This window comes from Paenibacillus sp. J22R160, assembly GCF_059692135.1.
The window spans coordinates 150,706-168,864 of sequence record NZ_JCAUAU010000003.1; the positions used below are offsets into that span (position 1 = coordinate 150,706).

19 protein-coding genes are annotated in these 18,159 nt (G+C 47.8%); 10 read left to right on the plus strand and 9 right to left on the minus strand.

What is annotated here, in order from left to right; genetic code table 11:
• Nucleotides 1-159 precede the first annotated feature (159 nt).
• The gene (locus tag AC58UW_RS07815) at nucleotides 160-1,188 is read left to right on the plus strand and encodes an NADH:flavin oxidoreductase/NADH oxidase (protein ID WP_497420137.1); all 1,029 of its coding nucleotides are present in this window, start codon (nucleotides 160-162) and stop codon (nucleotides 1,186-1,188) included.
• 905 nt (nucleotides 1,189-2,093) lie between these two features.
• Here AC58UW_RS07815 and AC58UW_RS07820 read toward each other — a convergent pair.
• Both AC58UW_RS07820 and AC58UW_RS07825 read right to left on the minus strand, forming a co-directional pair.
• The gene (locus tag AC58UW_RS07820; RefSeq protein ID WP_497420138.1) at nucleotides 2,094-3,188 is read right to left on the minus strand and encodes an acyltransferase; all 1,095 of its coding nucleotides are present in this window, start codon (nucleotides 3,186-3,188) and stop codon (nucleotides 2,094-2,096) included.
• 149 nt (nucleotides 3,189-3,337) lie between these two features.
• A complete protein-coding gene (locus AC58UW_RS07825; RefSeq protein ID WP_497420139.1) occupies nucleotides 3,338-3,673 on the minus strand; it encodes a YlbF family regulator in 336 nt (111 codons plus the stop codon).
• Between the two features lie 160 nt (nucleotides 3,674-3,833).
• On the opposite strand from AC58UW_RS07825, the gene AC58UW_RS07830 reads away from it, so the two are divergent.
• The 5 genes from AC58UW_RS07830 to AC58UW_RS07850 all read left to right on the plus strand — a co-directional run bounded on the left by AC58UW_RS07830 (nucleotide 3,834) and on the right by AC58UW_RS07850 (nucleotide 10,076).
• Nucleotides 3,834-5,210, plus strand: coding sequence for a YheC/YheD family endospore coat-associated protein (locus AC58UW_RS07830; protein WP_497420140.1), 1,377 nt, complete (start codon nucleotides 3,834-3,836; stop codon nucleotides 5,208-5,210).
• 9 nt (nucleotides 5,211-5,219) lie between these two features.
• The gene (locus tag AC58UW_RS07835; RefSeq protein WP_497420141.1) at nucleotides 5,220-6,347 is read left to right on the plus strand and encodes a YheC/YheD family endospore coat-associated protein; all 1,128 of its coding nucleotides are present in this window, start codon (nucleotides 5,220-5,222) and stop codon (nucleotides 6,345-6,347) included.
• A gap of 97 nt (nucleotides 6,348-6,444) precedes the next feature.
• Nucleotides 6,445-7,809, plus strand: coding sequence for a YheC/YheD family endospore coat-associated protein (locus tag AC58UW_RS07840; protein WP_497420142.1), 1,365 nt, complete (start codon nucleotides 6,445-6,447; stop codon nucleotides 7,807-7,809).
• Nucleotides 7,809-8,936 (plus strand): YheC/YheD family endospore coat-associated protein, encoded by a 1,128-nt coding sequence (locus AC58UW_RS07845; RefSeq protein WP_497420143.1) that lies wholly within the window; start codon nucleotides 7,809-7,811, stop codon nucleotides 8,934-8,936. Before AC58UW_RS07840 ends, AC58UW_RS07845 begins: the two co-directional genes overlap by 1 nt.
• Before the next feature lie 6 nt (nucleotides 8,937-8,942).
• Nucleotides 8,943-10,076 (plus strand): YheC/YheD family endospore coat-associated protein, encoded by a 1,134-nt coding sequence (locus tag AC58UW_RS07850; protein WP_497420144.1) that lies wholly within the window; start codon nucleotides 8,943-8,945, stop codon nucleotides 10,074-10,076.
• A gap of 46 nt (nucleotides 10,077-10,122) precedes the next feature.
• Here the strand turns inward: AC58UW_RS07850 and AC58UW_RS07855 are convergent, their stop codons facing one another.
• From AC58UW_RS07855 to AC58UW_RS07870, 4 genes are all read right to left on the minus strand, one after another.
• On the minus strand, nucleotides 10,123-10,485 hold the full coding sequence (locus AC58UW_RS07855; protein ID WP_497420145.1) for an ArsR/SmtB family transcription factor: 363 nt from the start codon (nucleotides 10,483-10,485) through the stop codon (nucleotides 10,123-10,125).
• 12 nt (nucleotides 10,486-10,497) lie between these two features.
• Nucleotides 10,498-11,550, minus strand: a complete 1,053-nt coding sequence (locus tag AC58UW_RS07860) for a cation diffusion facilitator family transporter (protein ID WP_497420146.1) — start codon at nucleotides 11,548-11,550, stop codon at nucleotides 10,498-10,500.
• A gap of 250 nt (nucleotides 11,551-11,800) precedes the next feature.
• Nucleotides 11,801-12,025 carry a spore germination protein gene (locus tag AC58UW_RS07865; RefSeq protein WP_497420147.1) on the minus strand — a complete coding sequence of 75 codons (225 nt, stop codon included), beginning with the start codon at nucleotides 12,023-12,025 and terminating at the stop codon, nucleotides 11,801-11,803.
• Nucleotides 12,026-12,097: 72 nt separating this feature from the next.
• A complete protein-coding gene (locus tag AC58UW_RS07870) occupies nucleotides 12,098-12,766 on the minus strand; it encodes an HAD family hydrolase (RefSeq protein WP_497420148.1) in 669 nt (222 codons plus the stop codon).
• 243 nt (nucleotides 12,767-13,009) lie between these two features.
• Between AC58UW_RS07870 and nagB the strand changes: the two genes are divergently transcribed.
• The 3 genes from nagB to AC58UW_RS07885 all read left to right on the plus strand — a co-directional run bounded on the left by nagB (nucleotide 13,010) and on the right by AC58UW_RS07885 (nucleotide 16,074).
• Complete coding sequence (nagB, locus tag AC58UW_RS07875) at nucleotides 13,010-13,738, plus strand: glucosamine-6-phosphate deaminase (RefSeq protein WP_497420149.1); 729 nt, start codon at nucleotides 13,010-13,012, stop codon at nucleotides 13,736-13,738.
• Complete coding sequence (gene nagA / locus AC58UW_RS07880; RefSeq protein WP_497420150.1) at nucleotides 13,735-14,907, plus strand: N-acetylglucosamine-6-phosphate deacetylase; 1,173 nt, start codon at nucleotides 13,735-13,737, stop codon at nucleotides 14,905-14,907. Before nagB ends, nagA begins: the two co-directional genes overlap by 4 nt.
• Before the next feature lie 420 nt (nucleotides 14,908-15,327).
• A complete protein-coding gene (locus tag AC58UW_RS07885; protein ID WP_497420151.1) occupies nucleotides 15,328-16,074 on the plus strand; it encodes a YdcF family protein in 747 nt (248 codons plus the stop codon).
• An 84-nt stretch (nucleotides 16,075-16,158) separates the two neighbouring features.
• On the opposite strand, the gene AC58UW_RS07890 is transcribed toward AC58UW_RS07885, so the two are convergent.
• The 3 genes from AC58UW_RS07890 to AC58UW_RS07900 are packed head-to-tail and all read right to left on the minus strand — an operon-like array spanning nucleotide 16,159 to nucleotide 17,232.
• The gene (locus AC58UW_RS07890) at nucleotides 16,159-16,728 is read right to left on the minus strand and encodes a manganese catalase family protein (RefSeq protein WP_497420152.1); all 570 of its coding nucleotides are present in this window, start codon (nucleotides 16,726-16,728) and stop codon (nucleotides 16,159-16,161) included.
• A 16-nt stretch (nucleotides 16,729-16,744) separates the two neighbouring features.
• Nucleotides 16,745-17,011 carry a spore coat protein CotJB gene (locus tag AC58UW_RS07895; protein ID WP_161409001.1) on the minus strand — a complete coding sequence of 89 codons (267 nt, stop codon included), beginning with the start codon at nucleotides 17,009-17,011 and terminating at the stop codon, nucleotides 16,745-16,747.
• Nucleotides 17,008-17,232, minus strand: a complete 225-nt coding sequence (locus tag AC58UW_RS07900; RefSeq protein ID WP_161409000.1) for a spore coat associated protein CotJA — start codon at nucleotides 17,230-17,232, stop codon at nucleotides 17,008-17,010. The genes AC58UW_RS07895 and AC58UW_RS07900 overlap by 4 nt, the downstream gene beginning before the upstream one ends.
• A 206-nt stretch (nucleotides 17,233-17,438) precedes the next feature.
• Here AC58UW_RS07900 and AC58UW_RS07905 point away from each other — a divergent pair, with 206 nt between their 5' ends.
• Complete coding sequence (locus AC58UW_RS07905) at nucleotides 17,439-18,125, plus strand: C40 family peptidase (RefSeq protein WP_497420153.1); 687 nt, start codon at nucleotides 17,439-17,441, stop codon at nucleotides 18,123-18,125.
• The last annotated feature ends 34 nt before the right edge of the window (nucleotides 18,126-18,159 follow it).

Below are 18,159 nucleotides of genomic sequence, written 5' to 3' on the forward strand. Positions count from 1 at the left end.
CCATTAGTATACTTTTAGTTACTATAGCACTAAAAAGTGGGTACTTGAATTTAATTATAATACAACCGATACTAAGGTACATAGTTTTGCCAAACGCTCCAATCTAACGGCGTCAAATATCTATATATCTAGATATCTATATCCTCGGAGGTACATTATATGAAAAAAGATTTATTTTCGCCCTATGAGCTAAAAGGCTTGCAAATAAAAAACCGCATCGTCATGGCGCCGATGTGTCAATATTCAGTTACAGCAAAAGACGGAATACCTAACGAGTGGCACTACGTCCACTATCTGTCCCGGGCAATCGGAGGCACTGGTCTCCTTATTATGGAAATGACGGATGTACATCCTGATGGCCGGATTACAGACCATGATTTGGGCATTTGGTCCGACGAGCATATCCCTGCTTTCGCCAGAATTATTGATGGCGTTCATGCGCACGGCGCAAAAATCGGCATTCAGATTGCCCATGCAGGCCGCAAAGCTGAGGATGCGGAAGTCCCTGTCGCGCCATCGGCCATCCCTTTCCCTGGAGATGCCTACAAAATGCCGCGTGCGTTAACAACAGATGAGGTGCAGGACACCGTGAAGCTATTCGTCGATGCTGCCCGCCGTGCAGTGCAAGCAGGCGTAGATACCATCGAGCTGCATGGCGCTCACGGCTATTTGATCCACCAATTCCAATCGCCACTTACGAATAAAAGAGACGATAGCTATGGGCAGAATCTAGCCCAATTCGGCGTGGAAGTCATTCAAGCAGTGAAAAAAGAAATGCCAGCTGACATGCCGCTTATTTTCCGTATCTCCGCTGTTGAGTACGCTGACGGCGGATATGATCTAGATTACGCCATGGAACTCGCCAAAGCGTATCAAGCCGCAGGCGTCGATGCGTTCCATGTGAGCTCAGGCGGGGAAGGCCTTGCAGGGCAGCGGAAACCGGGCAATTCCCCCGGTTACCAAGTGCCTTTCGCGCGGCAAATCCGCGAAGCGCTGCAGGTGCCGGTCATCGCCGTCGGCCTGCTGGCGGATCCGGAGCTGGCGCAGTCCATCATCGCTAACGAGGATGCGGATCTTGTTGCCATCGCGCGCGGCCTGCTGCGCGACCCGTATTGGGCAACGCATGCTGCTGTGCAGCTGGGGCATGAGCATCCCTATATCCCGCAGCAATATCAGCGCGGGTACTAATTTCTTGGCCTGCTAGGTTGTAGTTAATACAACATGATCATTGGGATTGGGCGCCTTCGGTCCCCCATGTTGTACTTTGTACAACATAGCTAACGAGATGGAGCCGATTTCGGCCATTTTAGCTGAAATGGCTGCACTTTGTGCAACGTAGTTCGAAATTTCAAAGTCTTCTCGGTTTTTCGTTGCACAAAATACAACATAGATGACTCTAGCTTTTTATCATACTTGCAGGAATCAAAGCTAGGATTTTGCACAAGGAACTGTGGTCCTCTAGTGTTTGGAGGAGAACAAGCTTTTTCCTCTCTGAGCGGAACTACAGGGCGTTATTTGGCCTCCGTGGCATGTTGATCAGGTAAAATTGGCAAAATAACGGAACGCAGTTCCCTTTACAATTGGAAATTGCCCCTATTCAACAAAATAGTGAACTACAGTTCCCTCTAACAGAGCTGACGAGTCATATGAGTCGGAACAAACAAAACAAAGGCCTGACGGGTTGACCCGTCAGGCCTTTGTTTTAGCTACTTAAACTAACTCCCCACCGTCCCATCACGCTTTCCACCATACAGCCAACTTCCATTTAAATAGCCAACAACAAATATGAATGACCTAGCGAGAATTCCGCTAATGCTTATCTTGTGGGAACTGTGATCCTCTAATTTGGAGGAGAACAAGCTTTTTCCTCTCTGAGCGGAACTACAGGGCGTTATTTGGCCTCCGTGGCATGTTGATCAGGTGAAATTGGCAAATAACGGAACGCAGTTCCCTTTACAATTGGAAATTGCCCCTATTCAACAAAATAGCGAACTACAGTTCCCTCTGACAGAGCTGGCGAGTCATATGAGTCAGAAGAAACAAATAAAAGGCCTGACGGGTCACCCCGTCAGGCCTTTGTTTTAACTACTTAGCTAACTCCCCAACGCCCCTATCAACTTTCTTACCTTACGATACAGCAGCGTCAGTATCCAAGGAATCGCTACAATTAGTACTAACACAATCGCATTGTATATATGAAAGAGCACAATGGAGCCCGGCATATGGACTTTATATTTCCATAGAGAGAGCAGTGCTGGATGCATCAGGTACACGCCGAACGACACGGAGCCGAGAGAAACAAAGAAGCGGCCTACCGGCGCTGCTTTTTCCAAGAGCCATTTTCCAGCCCAGATAAAACTAATACCGATCCCTAGGCTATAGAGGAGCCAAAGCACCTCAAACCATGTATTTTCAAACGTATATCCTTTTAAGCCTAACAAATAAAGTCCCGAATAGATGAGGCCGACAAGGATCGAAGCCGGGATGACCCAACCTTTGTTTCGTTCCAGCCATGCGCGAAATACCCCGTAGTTTATCCCGATTGCGCCTCCGATAAGGAAATACGCAAAGTAGGTAATGCACAGCTCCGGCTTGTGGTCGATTGTCCCGAACCAATGACTGTATATGTACACGCCGGCCTGAATAGCCAGCCCCCAAAGCGCCAGCGTTTTGCGGAACCAGGCAGCATTCCTTACAGCCCAAACCAGCAGCGGAAACAACAAATAGAACTGTACAATGATGATCATAAAATACAAATGATAGCCGGAATCAGCCCATTTTAGCTGCTCTAGGAACACACGCGGTTCTATCTTCAGAGGGTGCCCTGGCGTCCATAGCCACGGATTATAAATATAATAGAAAAACGACCATACAATATAAGGAACAAGCACCTGCCTGACCCGCTTCCAATAAAAGACTCCGGCCTGTTTAGCGCTCCAATTGTCCGTATATATGTAAAAAAGCACAATTCCACTTAAAAAGATAAACACAGGAACAGCAAAATAACTTATTTTGTTTAAAAATAAAATGAGCAACTGCGAGCTGCTGCCCTTCAAAGCCGGATCTACTGTCCAGTCTGCCGTAACGTGGATCGTGACGACTGCAAGGATCGCTATTGCTCTGACGATATCTAGCTCCGTGATTTTCTGTTTGGCCATATCGGTTTCTGGTCCTCTTTTCCTTTTCAACAATCCCCCTTTACTATAGACAGTTTCGACACATTTCGCAACCTGATAGCGCTTACTTATCTTCAATTAAAAAGACTATCCAGGATGAAGTAAGTTAACTACCTGAATAGCCTTTCATTTAACTTCTATTGCATCTTCTATTCCATCCACTATTTCAACATAGCTTGCAACGGCTCTGCAATAATGCGCTGAACGTCTTCCAGGACAACAGATAAACGGCGTTCCGCATCAAATAACTGCTTGATTCCCGGATTCAAAGCTAATACGTCATACAGCTTCTGCAGCTGTTCCATCTCTTCTTGAGGCGGCATCTCGCCTCCAGCCATTTTCAGTTGAAGTTCATTTTGGCGCGAGCGAAAATCTTCCAATAGGTTTTTGCTAGCTGCATCCTCGTTAATCTGCGAGCGAATCTCCAGCATATCCTTGTATTCGCTGCTTTCCTTAATCGCTTTTGCCAGCTCATATGCTCTATCGTGTACGTTCATTTCTATTACCTCCTCATTTTACCCAAACGCGGTTGGGCTCTTCCCCCAAACAGTTTCGACTACATACCAAGCACCAAGGGATATATGTCCTCATATGATGGAGTAGTTTACTTTGCTTAAACAGCAATGCCATTTTTGATGCTGGAAGGAGTGTTCGCTATTGACCAGGACGAAAGTCGGAATATCCATTCAAGGCACCAGCATCTATTTGGATGATCGGACCGTTGTTCTAAGTGAAGCCATTGCAAGAAAATGGAAAGTTCCGTCCAATCAATCGATGATCCTGCGTTTCGGCTCTGCCAAACAGGATGTCAAGGTCGTCACCGCTGCTACATCGAATAGTTTACGGTTCAATCCTGTCCTCGCTACCAAGATCGGTATTCATCAAGGGGCGCAGCTCAATATCCATTATAGGCAAAATGTGGGCACTTTGTCGATTGGACCTCTCATTGGCGTAATGATTAGCCGCGTTTATACAAGTTCCCAAGACCGCCCATTTGGTGCTATTACCGCTTTTTGTAAAGAAATGACGGACGCATGTGAACGTTATGGAGCTGTTGTCTGCTTCTTCCCGCCTGGTGAAATGCAAGCGAATGCCAGTTCCATTTCCGCGTATGCGTATGCCAATGGTTCCTGGAGCAAGAAATCGTTTCCGATCCCAAATGTCATCTACAACCGACTTACTTCGCGCAAGTATGAGAACTTGCCGAACGTTCAACAATTTTTGAAAGATGCCAAGGCCCGTTACGGAACAGAGGTCTTCAATGAGAAATATTTGAACAAAACGGAAGTGTTCGAAGCTTTGCGCAAAGACAGCTCCCTTCATGGGTATTTACCGGAATCCCACCTCTTCAAAAATTATCAAATGTTAAAATCCATGGCCTCCCGCCATCCCGTTCTTTTCCTCAAACCAATTACCGGCAGCCTTGGGAAAGGGATTATCCGCATTCGCCGAGAGACCGGTGACGTCTATACGTGTCATTATACGAATCTAACCGGCGTTCGCAAACAAACGTTCCCATCTCTTTCTGCTGTCTTCCAAGCGATATCCGGCAAGCTCAAGACCCAGCGCTATCAGCTGCAGCAAGGACTTGATCTCATCACAACAGATGGCAGATCTATTGATTTCCGCTCGCTGGTTCAGCGTGGGACCAAAGGTGAATGGGCCATCACTTCCATTGTCGGCCGCATTGCCGGATCTCAGCATTTCGTCTCCAACCTTGCACGAGGCGGAAGCCTGACGAATGTGGTGGGCGCACTTGCCAAAACGCCATTTTCACCAGCTACTCGTGTCTCTGTAACGGCTCGTTTGCGCAAGGCCTCTATCGACATCGCCAAAGGGATTGAGGCCCAAATCCCGAGTCATTTTGGAGAGCTGGGGATCGACCTTGCTGTAGATAGAATGGGAAAGGTTTGGCTGCTTGAGGTAAACTCCAAACCATCTAAGGATGATAACACGCCACTCAACAATGAAAAGAAAATAAGACCTTCCGTGAAACAACTCGTACAGTATGCCAAATATTTAGCCAAGATTTGAGGTGGAACTATGCGGTTAAGCACCAAACGTCCATTACTTGGGATTATGGTCACAGAATTGAAACGGGAACTGCCTTTTGCTAGTTCAGGCTTTTATAAGCATCTGACTTATTATGGCGCCCGTGAAGGTCTGGACGTCGTCGTGTTCTCACCGAATCGCATCGATTGGAAAGGGCAAACGGTACGGGGTTACACCTATCTGACGGAAACGAAGGAATGGGTGACCAAACTCTTTCCGCTGCCCTCACTGATTTATGATCGATGTTTCTTTAGCAGTAAACGCAGCTACGAACAGTATCAGTACCATGTGAAAAAGCTGCGCGAAACACCCCTTATACGCTTCCTTGGTTATGGATTGGGCGGAAAATGGGAAGTGGATCAAATTTTGCAAAAAGATAGCACGATCAGCCACTACTTGCCTGAAACGAACTTGCTCACAAGCGGCCGTGTTCTTAGAAATTGGCTTCAAACGAGGGACGATGCGTTCCTTAAACCACAGGGCGGCAGTCAAGGAAAAGGTGCCCTGCATCTTCGCAAAGTAAACACAGTGAACGGAAAAAGCACCTATCATATCAAAGGTCGCAATGCTCATAACGGGCTCGTCGATCACCAATTTAGTGATTTCTATTCCTGCTGGCAATGGCTGCGCAGCTGTATCGGCACTAGGCCGTATCTGATGCAAGAATATCTGCACCTGCATTCTTCAGAAGGAATGGCTTACGATATTCGCTCTCTCGTCCAAAAAAACGGCTCCGGCATATGGGAAAGCACCGGTATGGCTGTTCGCGTCGGTAAGCCCGGCAGTGTGACTTCCAATCTACATGGCGGAGGCAGCGCTGAGGAGGTTTCTGCCTTTCTGACAAAGGAATTCGGCGATACCAAGGCAAGTGAGCTCATATCAACACTTGCCATGCTCTCGAATCGAATCCCTCCACTCCTGGAAACCCATCATGGACGATTGGCGGAGCTCGGTATTGATCTTGGGATCGATACCTGGGGGCGCGTCTGGATTCTTGAAGTGAATTCCAAGCCAGGCAGAACGATTTTCGCGCGCATGCGCAACAACAAAGCACGGTTGAAATCCATTGCTAACCCTATTTATTATGCTGGATATTTGCTGCACAAAAAGCTGAGTTAAGCTTGGATTGCTGGTAAGTGCCCGGGTAGGCAGACGTCATGTCTATCTACTTTGACACGGAAGCCCCGTAGGGCAACAAGTTTAGGAGGGTAACCTAATGAGTTTGACAACGTGTATGCTCCACGCCGTACAACGAACAGATAGATCGGTCTACTTAACAAGTGAACTCGTCAAAGCTTTACGGTTAACCGGTAACAAATCGATTACTGTAAAGGTCGGCAGCAAAACAGCTACCCTACCGATCCGCCTGATTAAAAAAAGTGGTCAGCATATGTACATTCCGCTTTCTTTAATGGCTTCTCTGCGCATACCTCGCTCGGGGAGCGTTATGGTCGCTAGCTCGACGAATAAAGAACTACGCATCGGCCCGCTCATCGGCGTTCTAACGAATATTGTAGGGGGGACTTCTCCCTTTGGTACTAAGACCGGATTCATCCGTCAGGTTTTAAATACAGGTTCAAGCAAGTCCTTTATTTTCGCTTTCAGTCCGAAGGGGGTCAACTGGGTACAGGAAACCGTCACGGGTATCATTCCCAAAGAAGGCGGAGGCTGGATTCGTAAAACCTTCCCGCTGCCGGATGTTGTCTATAACCGTCTCTCCAGCCGTATAGCTGAGAAGTCCGCCGGAATGGAGGGCTTTAAGGATCGTTTTGTGCGGAGAGGAATCCCGCTGTTTAACTGGAGCTTTTTTGACAAATGGGATGTCTACAAAATGTTAGATGGCGATGATGCTTACAAATTTGTTCCTGAGTCCCGGATTAATCCATCTGCCGACCAAATTAAAGAAATGCTCGACAAACATAAATTCATTTATTTGAAACCAACGGCGGGCTCCTTGGGCATTGGTATCTTCCGAGTGACCTATAACCCGAAACGTGGTTATTTTGTTCGCTACCGCAAAGGCGGCAAAAACGTACTCATCCGTTATGGCAAATTCGAAGGACTCATGCAAATGCTCGGAACTGGACGGGGCCGTCTATCTAATTACGTGGCACAGCAAGGAATCCGCCTCATTGAAATTGACAACTGTCCCATTGATTTCCGCTTCCACTTGACAAAGAATGGCAGTAACAACTGGGTTGTCGCCGCCATCGGAGCTAAGAAATCCGGCAAGGGCAGCGTGACCACCCATATCCGCAACGGTGGTCAATTAATGACGCCAGAGCAAGTGCTTCGTCAAATTTACGGCAGCCGTGCAGAGTCGGTGCTGAACAATGCCAAAGAAACTGCGATCAAGCTCGCTGAAGGAATCGAAAATAATTATAACCACTTGCTTGGAGAGCTCGGATTCGATATTGGTATCGATCAAAATGAGAAAATTTGGATGTTCGAGGCCAATGCCAAACCAGGTAGATCGATCTTCAAGCACCCTTCATTGAAAGAAGGAGACCTTGCTACTCTACAAAATATATATGAGCACTGCCTCTATTTAAGTCGTTTCCGCTCTAGGAGGGAAAACTAATGGGTTTTTTCCTGCACGATAAAGAGCCAAATCCGAGGCTGGCCATTCTCACTGTTAAGGACAGTAATCGAGTATTCCGCGGCAATTTGCACAATTTCCTTGATTTAATTCAAACTGGTGAGCGGCTTGGGGTTGATGTTTACGTCGTGACAACCAAGGATTTCAACCTAACCGGTAATGAGATCTACGGCTATCGCTACAACAACCAAACCAAAAAATGGAGCAGGGAACTCGTTCCCGCTCCTCAAGTCGTCTACAATCGGATTCCTTACCGCAAAATGGAAATGAAACCCGAAGTCCAACAAGCAATTCAAGCTTGCAACCGCAGCTCCAGTATTCATTTATTCAATTCTTCCTTCTTTAACAAATGGACCTTATTTAGCTGGCTGAACGGAGCCAGGGATAGCAAACCCTATATGCCCGATACCAAACAATTAAGTTCGGCTGACGATCTGTCTTCCCTTTTACGCAAACATGCCGTACTGTATTTGAAGCCGGTGAAAGGCAAAGCGGGAAAAGGCATTATGCGCATTGACCGAATAACAACGAAAAGCAATCAAACCCAATACCGATTAAGCCGCCAGGTTGATAAACAAATGACCTACAGCGTCCACAATACCACCTCGGAGCTTTGGAACGAATGGAATCGACACCGCGGCTCCAACGAGTACATTGTTCAGCAGGGTATTGCTTTAGCACGGTACAAACAGCGGGCTTATGATTTACGAGCTTTGATTCAGAAAACGTCCAAAGGAGAATGGAGCGTGTCAGGCATCGGCGCACGTGTAGCCGGCAAAGCCAGCATCACGACTCACGTTCCGCGAGGCGGTTCGATCGATGATCCGTTCAAGCTGCTCTCACAGGGCTTTGGACCAAAGGAAGCAAAAAGCATATTAAGACGGGTTGAAACAGCTGTCGTTACACTCGCGACCCAGATTGAAAAATCATCGGGCAATCAGCTTGGTGAAATGTCGATGGATATCGGGGTCGATGTTGGAGGCCATATCTGGTTCTTCGAAGCAAACTCCAAACCTATGAAATTCGACGAACCGAAAATCCGCAAAAAATCACTTGAACGCATTATTCGTTATAGTCTTTATTTAATTAATAACGGAAGAAGAAGGTGATTATGCTTGTCTTCGCAACGACTGGGCGTACTCGCTATATATTTAAGCAAATCTCGGTTGGAAGAACTCTCTTACTTTCAAAGGCTCAGTAAAGAAGGTAAGAAAATAGGCGTTCAAGTCGAAGTATTCTCGCCAACCGATGTCGAAGCTGACAACTCGGTGCGGACCTTAACCTATGATGCTTCACTAGGCAAATGGATTCGCCGCCGCACATCGATGCCGCCTGTCATCTATGACCGCTGCCGCTATAAAGCAGCTGCGAATTATCAAATGCTCAAAGCATTCCGCAATCGGCATGCCAAGCTGATCTTTCTTAGCAGACCGCTAGCTAACAAATGGTCGATGCATCAGATTCTTTCTGAAAATGAAGGCATACGCCCTTTCCTGCCGGTTACCCTGCGATACAGCTCGGTTCAAGAACTGCTGAAATTTATCAAGAAACATACACTCGTCTACGTCAAACCGAAAAACGGTACAGGTGGAAGAGGCATCCTGCGCATCGAACAGCTGGGACCTGATCTGTTTCTATTACAAGGAAGAAATCAGCAAAGAACCATCATCGCCCCTTACCGCGCAAGCGAAAAACAGCTATCGATCAAGCTGCATACGCTTAAGCTTAGTCCGGACTATGTGGTTCAACAAGGCATACAACTTACGCTTAAGGATGGACGTGTGCATGATTACCGGCTGCTGATTCAAAAAAACGGCCGCGGTGAATGGGAAGTAACCGGCTGTGCTGGCCGCATCGGTCCTCACCGCAGCATCACCTCGAACCTTCACGGTGGCGGAAGCGCGGTTTCGCAAGATAAGCTGTTAGCGTATCGTTTTGCTTCACCTGAGAAAACGGAAACCATCAAGAAGGAAATGAACAACTTCGCCTATAAGCTGGCAGACTTTCTAGAAACGAAATTCGGCAAGCTGTGTGAGTTAGGAATGGATATCGCTGTAGATCCAAAAGGAAATGTTTGGCTGCTTGAAGTCAATCCTAAGCCTTCCCGGGAAGTCTTTCGAAAGATCGGAGAAAACTCCACGTATCAGAAGGCGGTTTCGCGACCTCTCGAGTACGCCGTCTGGATGTTAAAACAAAACGCTCGAAAGATTGATTTACCTTCGAGCGATGAGTCGAATGCAAATGATTAAGCTCGCAATCGGAAGCAGCAGCACTATGCTGTAAGGAGCTTCCGACTTACATATGCTGGAGATGTCCTAGGGTCTGCACAAAAATTTGTTCAATGTGATCATCATCCAGTGAATAAAAAACGGTTTTCCCTACTTTTCTGCGCTTAACAATGTGCATGTCCCGCAAATAACGCAGCTGATGAGAAACTGCTGACTGCCCCATCGAAAGAAGTGTTGAGAGATCATGCACGCAGAGCTCCTGCTTCAAGAGGAAGAATATGATTTTGACCCTCGTTGGATCCCCTAATGCTTTGAATACATCGGCAATTCCCACCGCCAGTTCTTCCGTCATCGGAAGCTCATGCCCTTCCTTGACAGCTCCCGTACCTGTACATGCTTCATCGCAAGTATCCAGAACTGCTTTTTCCATCTAATAACCTCCTTATACTTTTAACTCCGAGTGCGTATTCGTAGAATTTTCAATTTGGATAGTTGAGTGACTAATATGGAAACGTTCCTCAATCCGGTGAATGGCTTGCTGTAGGATCGTTTGGCTATCTTGATCATCAGCAATGAGCAAATGACAGCTTAAGGCGTCGAGACCGGAAGTAATCGTCCAAATGTGCAAATCATGGACATTAATGACCCCGTCAATGCCCTCCAACACCTGCTTAACCTCCCCGAATGAAACTTCAGATGGCGTCCCCTCCATCAAAATATGCAGCGTGGATTTCAAAACGGCCCAAGCACCTCTCAAAATAAGCAAAGCGACAATGACGCTAATAATCGGATCTGCTGCATACCAGCCAAAAATCAGCATCACCGCACCGGCAACAATGGCGCCGACAGAACCAAGCGCATCACCTAAAATATGCAAATATGCGCTGCGAATATTCAAATTGCCATGCACATCCCCTTTGCGCATAAGCGACCACGCGCTTAGCAGATTGGCCAACAGCCCTATGCAGGCAATGAGCATCATGGAACCGCTGGCTACGACAGGCGGTTGAAGAAACCGTTCAAATGCTTCCCAAATAATGAAACCGGCAATGAGAAAAAGGGTGACGGCATTAAAAAGTGCCGCTAAAATTTCAATGCGATGAAAGCCAAAGGATTTGCTTGCCGAGGACGGTTTGGCAGCGAACCACAAGGCAATCAAACTCAGAAGCAGAGACCCGGCGTCACTTAACATATGGCCCGAATCCGAGAGCAGTGCCAAACTATTCGTCCAAAGCCCTCCAACAAACTCCAAAACCATGATTCCTGCCGTAATGCAAAGCGCAATCAGAAGCCCCTGTTTGTTTCCGCCATGACCATGGTGGTGGTGTCCGTGATGATGCCCGTGGTGATGTCCATGATGCGCATCCTTGTGCCCAGCGTGCTGGCCATGTTCATGATCATGCTGCGAATGAGTATGCTCACCGCTGACCTCGTGGCTGCATGAAGCGTGCTCCTGATGAGAATGAGATTTCTTATCTGACGAATGTTGATGCATTGCATTCCCTCCCCGTCGCTCTGCCACTAGAATGGCGTGCTGTCCGTAACTTTATACATGACATATTAATATATGAGCATTTATTCATATATTAATGAGTAAAGCCTTATTCTGTCAATAATGTTTTGCCTAAATTTGAGAAAAAGCCGCTGATGCAAGGGGAATGGAGTCCTCTATTTGGAGAGTAATGCGCAAAAAAAAGAGCCCCAAGCCCGTCATCCGCGCTTGAAGCTACTCCTTTTCCATACATTTACGTCCCAGTAGCTACTTTATTAGCCCCAGCATCCACAACATCCGGATCAAATGATATCGTCGCGCTAAATAGAACATTTGAAACGGCGAAATCTCCTGTTATGCCGCCGCCGCTGCCGGAGTACGATTTGGCTGCACTTGTTGGAGCAATCACTAACGTATCACCGTTCACCAGGCTTCCTTCGTTCCTTATAATGTTGAATATCCCTACAAAAGAAGGCATTCTAATCAGCACCTTTATCTGTCAATGTGCTATAGTGTATGCCTAGCCAACCATGTTTGCGACAACTTCAGCTTAAACATATTCCAACAGCTCAGCAAAGCTGCGGATTCGAATGTGCGCGCCTTCGAGCTCCCCAGGCTCTCGGAAGCCGGCATAGTCACAAGCAGCTACGGTGAGATTATTCTTAAGGCCAGCCTCCACATCGGAGGAACGATCTCCTACCATCCACGCGGACCCGATCTGATGCTTGTCGAGCGCTATTTTAACCAAATCAACTTTGGATCTAGTTTGATATTTCCCCGCACTGTATAGGTCCTCAAATAAATGGGAAAGCCCCATCGCCTCGGTTACATGACTGACGTAGCCCTCCAATCCGTTGCTCGCCACAAACAAGCGGACACCTTTGTCCCGCAGAGTTTGCAAGGTTTCAGCCACGCCATCGTATAACTTACCCTTTCCTTGCTTAAGCGCCTCCATCTGAAATTGCAGCAACAACTCATCGGCTGCCTGACGCGCTTCTATAGAAGCTTCCGGCATAACCCGCTGCCAAATATGCTCAAGCAGCATGCCCAGCGCTCCCAGAATTCTTTCTTCTGGCGGTGTTTCTCCCGTAAATAGGCCCTTCTCTCTAAGCACATCAAATGTTGCATGATAAGCGGGCAGTAGAATTGTCTCGGTTTGAAATAAAGTGCCATCCATGTCAAAAAGCATAGCCTCAGGTAGATTTCTCTGTGTACTCATCATCAAGCTCCTTCTCCATCATGAAATTTACAAATCGTGTAATGATCTTAGTTAAGAATGGCAAACATACCCATGTAAGTCAATGTTCATATTTGGGAAAATGCCTGTTGCCGAGACGAATGAATTCAGTTATGATTGAAATGAGTAGAATTACATCAAAAAAATGATATTTTCATGCAAAACAATTTCATAAATCATGCATCTACTGCAAATAACTTGTCCATGAGAGTGAGGAGCACGAATATGAATCTTCATATTTTTCAAAATCAACAAGAGCTGAATGAGGCCGGAGCAGGAATTATTACATCGCTTGTCCAAATGCAGCCAAAAGCTGTCCTAGGCTTAGCCACAGGCGGCACGCCAGTAGGTATTTATGAAGAGCTGGTGAAAGCTTACCAGAAAGGCCGCGTCAGCTTTAAGAACGTCACCTCTTTTAATCTGGACGAATATGTCGGCTTGCCGACGGATCACCCAGAGAGCTATTACGCCTACATGCAGCAGCATTTATTTGCACATATTGACTTGCCAGCTGCCTCAGCTCACCTTCCTAACGGTAATGCACCCGACTTGGAAGCGGAATGTGCAAGATTTAATGAACTTCTCGAAGATGCGAAGCAGATTGATTTGCAAATCCTTGGCCTTGGCCATAACGGACATATCGGCTTTAATGAGCCTGACGATTCCCTGATCAGCGGGACGCATCTCGTCGAATTAAAAGAAGAAACCCGCGAAGCGAATGCGCGTTTTTTCAACTCGATTGAAGAAGTTCCGACTCACGCTCTAACGATGGGCGTAGGCACGATTCTCAAAGCCAAAACAATCCTGCTAATCGTTCGCGGAGCCGACAAAGCTGAAATCGTTCATCGCGCGCTTACAGGCCCGATTACAACAGAAGTGCCAGCTACTCTGCTGCAAACTCACCCGCACCTTGTCGTTCTGCTTGATTCAGAAGCAGGGAGGTTGTTCGAATGAGCGAACTTGTCATTACGGGAGCAAGGATCGTCACGGAACAAGGCGTCATCGAACAAGGTGTCGTTCATCTAAAAGATGGCGTTATCGCTTCCGTTCAAAGCAGTTCACAGTGGAATCCCAGCGCTGCTGATCCGTCTGCCGAAACGGTCGATGCTCACGGCAGCTGGTTATTGCCGGGCTTCATCGACGTTCACGTGCATGGCGGATATGGCGCTGATTTCATGGAAGCCAGCCCCGAAACGCTTGATACCATTACACGTTTTCACGCCAAGAACGGAACTACCGCCATGCTGGCCACGACAATGACCCAAACGCATGAAGCGATTGACCGCGTCCTTGGCGAAGTCAGCCGCTACATGCAAGAGCCTATGCCTTACGCGCAGCTGCTTGGCGTGCATATGGAAGGCCCATTTATCTCGCCGAAGTGGGCTGGTGCGCAAGATCCTAAGCTGATGCTGCCGCCACAGCTTAGCTGGCTGCAAGACTGGGACGAGCGCTATCCGCAGCTCGTGAAGCAGCTTACCCTCGCCCCTGAAGTCGAGGGGGGCCTTGAGACGATCGCGTGGCTGCAGAGTCGTGGCATCGTTGCCGCGTGCGGCCACACCGACGCTTCCTACGCCGACATCCAGTCGGCGGCTAGCGCGGGACTCTCGCATGCGGTGCACACCTTCAACGCGATGAAGCCGCTGCATCATCGCGAGCCCGGAACCGTCGGTGCGGTCCTTACCGACGATCGCATCAGCGGCGAAATCATCGCCGATGGGCACCATGTGCACCCGGCAGCGATTCGCCTGGTGGTGAAGGCTAAGCAGCCTCATGGCTTGCTGCTGATTACAGATGCCATGTCGGCCGCGGGACTCGGCGACGGGCAGTACGACCTTGGCGGGCAAGCCGTTACCGTCCAATCGGGCGTTGCCCGATTGACGGAAGGCGGCGCGCTCGCCGGCAGCACGCTGACCATGATCGAGGCGCTCCGCTTTATGGTGCGCGAGGTTGGTGTCAGCGTCGAGGACGCGAGCCGCTTCGCGAGCGGCAACCCTGCGCGGCTGCTGCAGCTGCAGGCGTCGCACGGCTCGATTGCGCAGGGCAAGCAGGCTGACCTGCTGCTCGTCAGCCCTGAGTTGGAGCTCGAACACGTGTGGATTCGTGGTAAAGAATTACAAGCATAATTTAATTATCCAGCTTTATATCTCGTAGCTGAACCGTTCGATTGAGGGGCGGGGGCATTTGCCATGCCAAACTGATTCAATAGTTAACGGAGAATTCTCCAGTTAATACAAGCAATTCCGGCCTGAATATCCAATTAAATGGAAAAATCCCAGTTAATTCACTTCTACAACCGTGTTCCTAGCTCAAACGTCCTCTTTAACTGGAGAAATTCCATTTATTTGTCGTTTAGCTGTGTTACTCAAATAAATAACGGTAGTATTTACCGTTCATTTGAGAAGGCTGTCTCTCGGTCATTTGATGACTTTCGGGACAGCCTCTCTTTATTTTTTGCAGGATATTCTCTGTCTTTGTCGAAAAAGCATAGGAACGCAAATAGCCGCTTTTTTCCAAGAAAGGATTTAATCATCCCTATGCTCTATTTGATCAAAATCGCCTATACGTTATTGTTTCCCCCAGGGATTGTCATTCTGCTGCTCTTCTGCATTGCCTTATGGCTGCAGCAAAAAAAAGAGTACATAGGTACTCTGCTTATCGGACTGACTGCACTTCTCTTGTGCTTTTGCTCCATGCCCTATTTCGGCAATTCACTTCTCAATTCCATTGAACGAAGATACACCCCGCCGGCTCAAGTGACCGGTGATGTGATTGTTATGTTGACAGGCGGTGCGACACTTGACACGCCAGACACTTTAACCAAAGGCGAAGGATATTTGACAGGGAACACAGCTGCCCGCGTGCTAACCATAGCAGAGCTATATCGCAGCACGAAGCTGCCTATCCTCATCTCGGGTGGACAAGTTTTCACAGACTCCGGCAATGAATCACAAATTTCCAAACGCCATCTCATCGCACTTGGCATCCCAGAAGCGTCCATCTTTCTGGACGATACGAGCCGCAACACGGAGGAAAATGCGCTGCATACCCAAGCCTTGCTAACCACAAATGGCTGGCAGCATCCCATTCTCGTTACTTCTGCCTTCCATATGGCCCGCTCCGTCAAACAATTTCAAAAACTCAAGGTGGATGTAGTCCCTTATCCAACTGATTATATTACGCAGGGAAAGCAAGCACTCAGTATTAGTAAATTCGTTCCCTCTTCCAGCGGATTATCCAGTACTTCAATCGCGTTGAAGGAATACTTAGGCTTACTCGCAGCAAAAAATTAGCTACACGGAATGACTGTTCTCTCCCTGGCTTGCCTTTCTAAGGCGCACCTTTCCTTCTGGAAGAATGGGTGCGCCTCCAACCCCTCAAAAAACCTTCTTCTGCATCCTATCATCCTTCAAAATTTCGACCGCTTCGCGAAACCGAAGGGAATGTACGATTTCCCGCTCACGGAGAAACTTCAGACTATCTTGGAGATCAACGTCATCGGTCAAATCAATCAACCATTGATACGTAGTTCTTGCCTTCTCCTCGGCAGCTATGTCTTCGTAGAGATCCGCTATGGGATCACCCTTCGCTTGTATGTAAGCTGCCGTCCATGGCACGCCGGACGCATTCTGATAGAATGGCGCCCTATCGTGAATCACATAATGATCGTCCATCCCAGCAGCCTTGAGTTGATCAAGCGTTGCATCTTTCATGAGCTTGTAAACCATTGTCGCAATCATCTCAAGATGCGCGAATTCCTCTGTCCCAATATCCGTTAGCAGCCCTACCACCTTATCCGGAATCGCATATCGCTGATTCAAATAACGCAAGGCCGCAGCAAGCTCACCGTCAGCTCCCCCATATTGTTCCAGCAGAAGCTTCGCCATCCTCGGGTCGCATTTGCTGACTCTAACTGGATACTGAAGTTTCTTTTCATAAATCCACATGCTTTTTCCTCCTTATTCAGACCTGCCATGGCCAGGGCGTATCCACCCATTGCCAAGGATTTTTGCTGTAGGCATGACCAAATGGCATAAGCGGACCAAACTCCAGCTCAAATTCCTGAGCCATCGACTTCCTCTTTTGTGCAAATTGATTGTATTGTTGGATGGCTGCGAGATCATTCGGATGTGTATCCAAATACAGCGTTAGCTCAACCAATACGAAATCAACAGCCTGCAAGTCGTGCATCATCTTGTAATATGATTCCGGTACCGCTGGTGGATTCATAGCCACGGGCTCCCTTCTTCTATTTTGGATTCGTAAGGTCCATACAGGGCGGGCCATAACGTCCCTTTTTTCAGGGCTTCATAAGGACTGAATTGCGGCAAACCTGGCGGTTGGAAGGCAATATAGAGGTGTGGCGGTACATTATACAATTTCACTTGAATCGGTGGACAAGGATCGAATGGACTGATATAGGGATAGTACTTTCTGAATTGCGATTGCATACGTCTCCTCCTCTTCTCACTTCGTTGCACGAGAAATAGTCATAGCGGCAGAGCGGCCTATAAGCACGTATATGCAGCACAACTTGGCCAAAATCACAGATTTTCCAATATTTCCTCATGGTCAGAGGGCGCTTTGAACGCTTAAAATAAGAACAATCCTTGTGACACCATTTCTTACACAATCTAACACCTTGGAGGGAATCACAATGACACGATTTAAACGAATGATTGTTTCAGCAACAATTCTTGTAAGCGCCACCATAAATGGCATTATTCCTGCACCACCTGCATCTGCGACGTCAGCTTCAACAAGCGGCATTGCTTTAGCTCAAGGAATGACAAGCTCATCCGTGTCTGCCCTGCAAAGCAATTTAAAAACGCTAGGTTATTTTACATATCCAACCATCACCGGTTACTTCGGCACAATTACAGCTCAGGCTGTTAAAGATTATCAAAAGGCCTATCTGTTAGCTCCAACTGGTGTAGTGGATACCGCGACCCAAACCAGCATCTCCCATTCGATAAAAAAACGGCTTCTGCTGGACGATGCGATGAACTTTCTGCATGTCCCCTACCTATGGGGCGGAGCGACTCCACAAGGTTTTGACTGCTCCGGCTTTATTTATTACATGTTTCAAAAGCATGGGATTCCGGCTGTTCGAACAACCTCCAAGGAGCTTTATCATACAGGCGCGTCCGTGAGTCAGGCTAACTTGCAGCCAGGTGATTTGGTGTTCTTCGCCATAGCATCTCCCGGCGTTATTGACCATGTAGGCTTCTATTTGGGGAATGGGCAATTTCTATCTGCCACTCGATCAGCAGGCATTTACCCGCAAAGCCTGGCAAGTACATATTGGGGGCCTAAGTATATGGGAGCTAAGCGCGTTTATTAGTTTTTCGCTCATTTGGCACACCCGAGGTGCGCGC

Coding starts and splice junctions, on each gene's coding strand:
- AC58UW_RS07900 (WP_161409000.1), bottom strand. CDS start 17,232: ATGCAATCGCAATTCAGAAAGTACTATCCCTATATCAGTCCATTCGAT.
- nagA (WP_497420150.1), top strand. CDS start 13,735: ATGAGCGAACTTGTCATTACGGGAGCAAGGATCGTCACGGAACAAGGC.
- AC58UW_RS07815 (WP_497420137.1), top strand. CDS start 160: ATGAAAAAAGATTTATTTTCGCCCTATGAGCTAAAAGGCTTGCAAATA.
- AC58UW_RS07865 (WP_497420147.1), bottom strand. CDS start 12,025: ATGCCTTCTTTTGTAGGGATATTCAACATTATAAGGAACGAAGGAAGC.
- AC58UW_RS07895 (WP_161409001.1), bottom strand. CDS start 17,011: ATGAATCCACCAGCGGTACCGGAATCATATTACAAGATGATGCACGAC.
- AC58UW_RS07845 (WP_497420143.1), top strand. CDS start 7,809: ATGGGTTTTTTCCTGCACGATAAAGAGCCAAATCCGAGGCTGGCCATT.
- AC58UW_RS07870 (WP_497420148.1), bottom strand. CDS start 12,766: ATGAGTACACAGAGAAATCTACCTGAGGCTATGCTTTTTGACATGGAT.
- AC58UW_RS07840 (WP_497420142.1), top strand. CDS start 6,445: ATGAGTTTGACAACGTGTATGCTCCACGCCGTACAACGAACAGATAGA.
- AC58UW_RS07825 (WP_497420139.1), bottom strand. CDS start 3,673: ATGAACGTACACGATAGAGCATATGAGCTGGCAAAAGCGATTAAGGAA.
- AC58UW_RS07855 (WP_497420145.1), bottom strand. CDS start 10,485: ATGGAAAAAGCAGTTCTGGATACTTGCGATGAAGCATGTACAGGTACG.
- AC58UW_RS07835 (WP_497420141.1), top strand. CDS start 5,220: ATGCGGTTAAGCACCAAACGTCCATTACTTGGGATTATGGTCACAGAA.
- AC58UW_RS07890 (WP_497420152.1), bottom strand. CDS start 16,728: ATGTGGATTTATGAAAAGAAACTTCAGTATCCAGTTAGAGTCAGCAAA.
- nagB (WP_497420149.1), top strand. CDS start 13,010: ATGAATCTTCATATTTTTCAAAATCAACAAGAGCTGAATGAGGCCGGA.
- AC58UW_RS07860 (WP_497420146.1), bottom strand. CDS start 11,550: ATGCATCAACATTCGTCAGATAAGAAATCTCATTCTCATCAGGAGCAC.
- AC58UW_RS07905 (WP_497420153.1), top strand. CDS start 17,439: ATGACACGATTTAAACGAATGATTGTTTCAGCAACAATTCTTGTAAGC.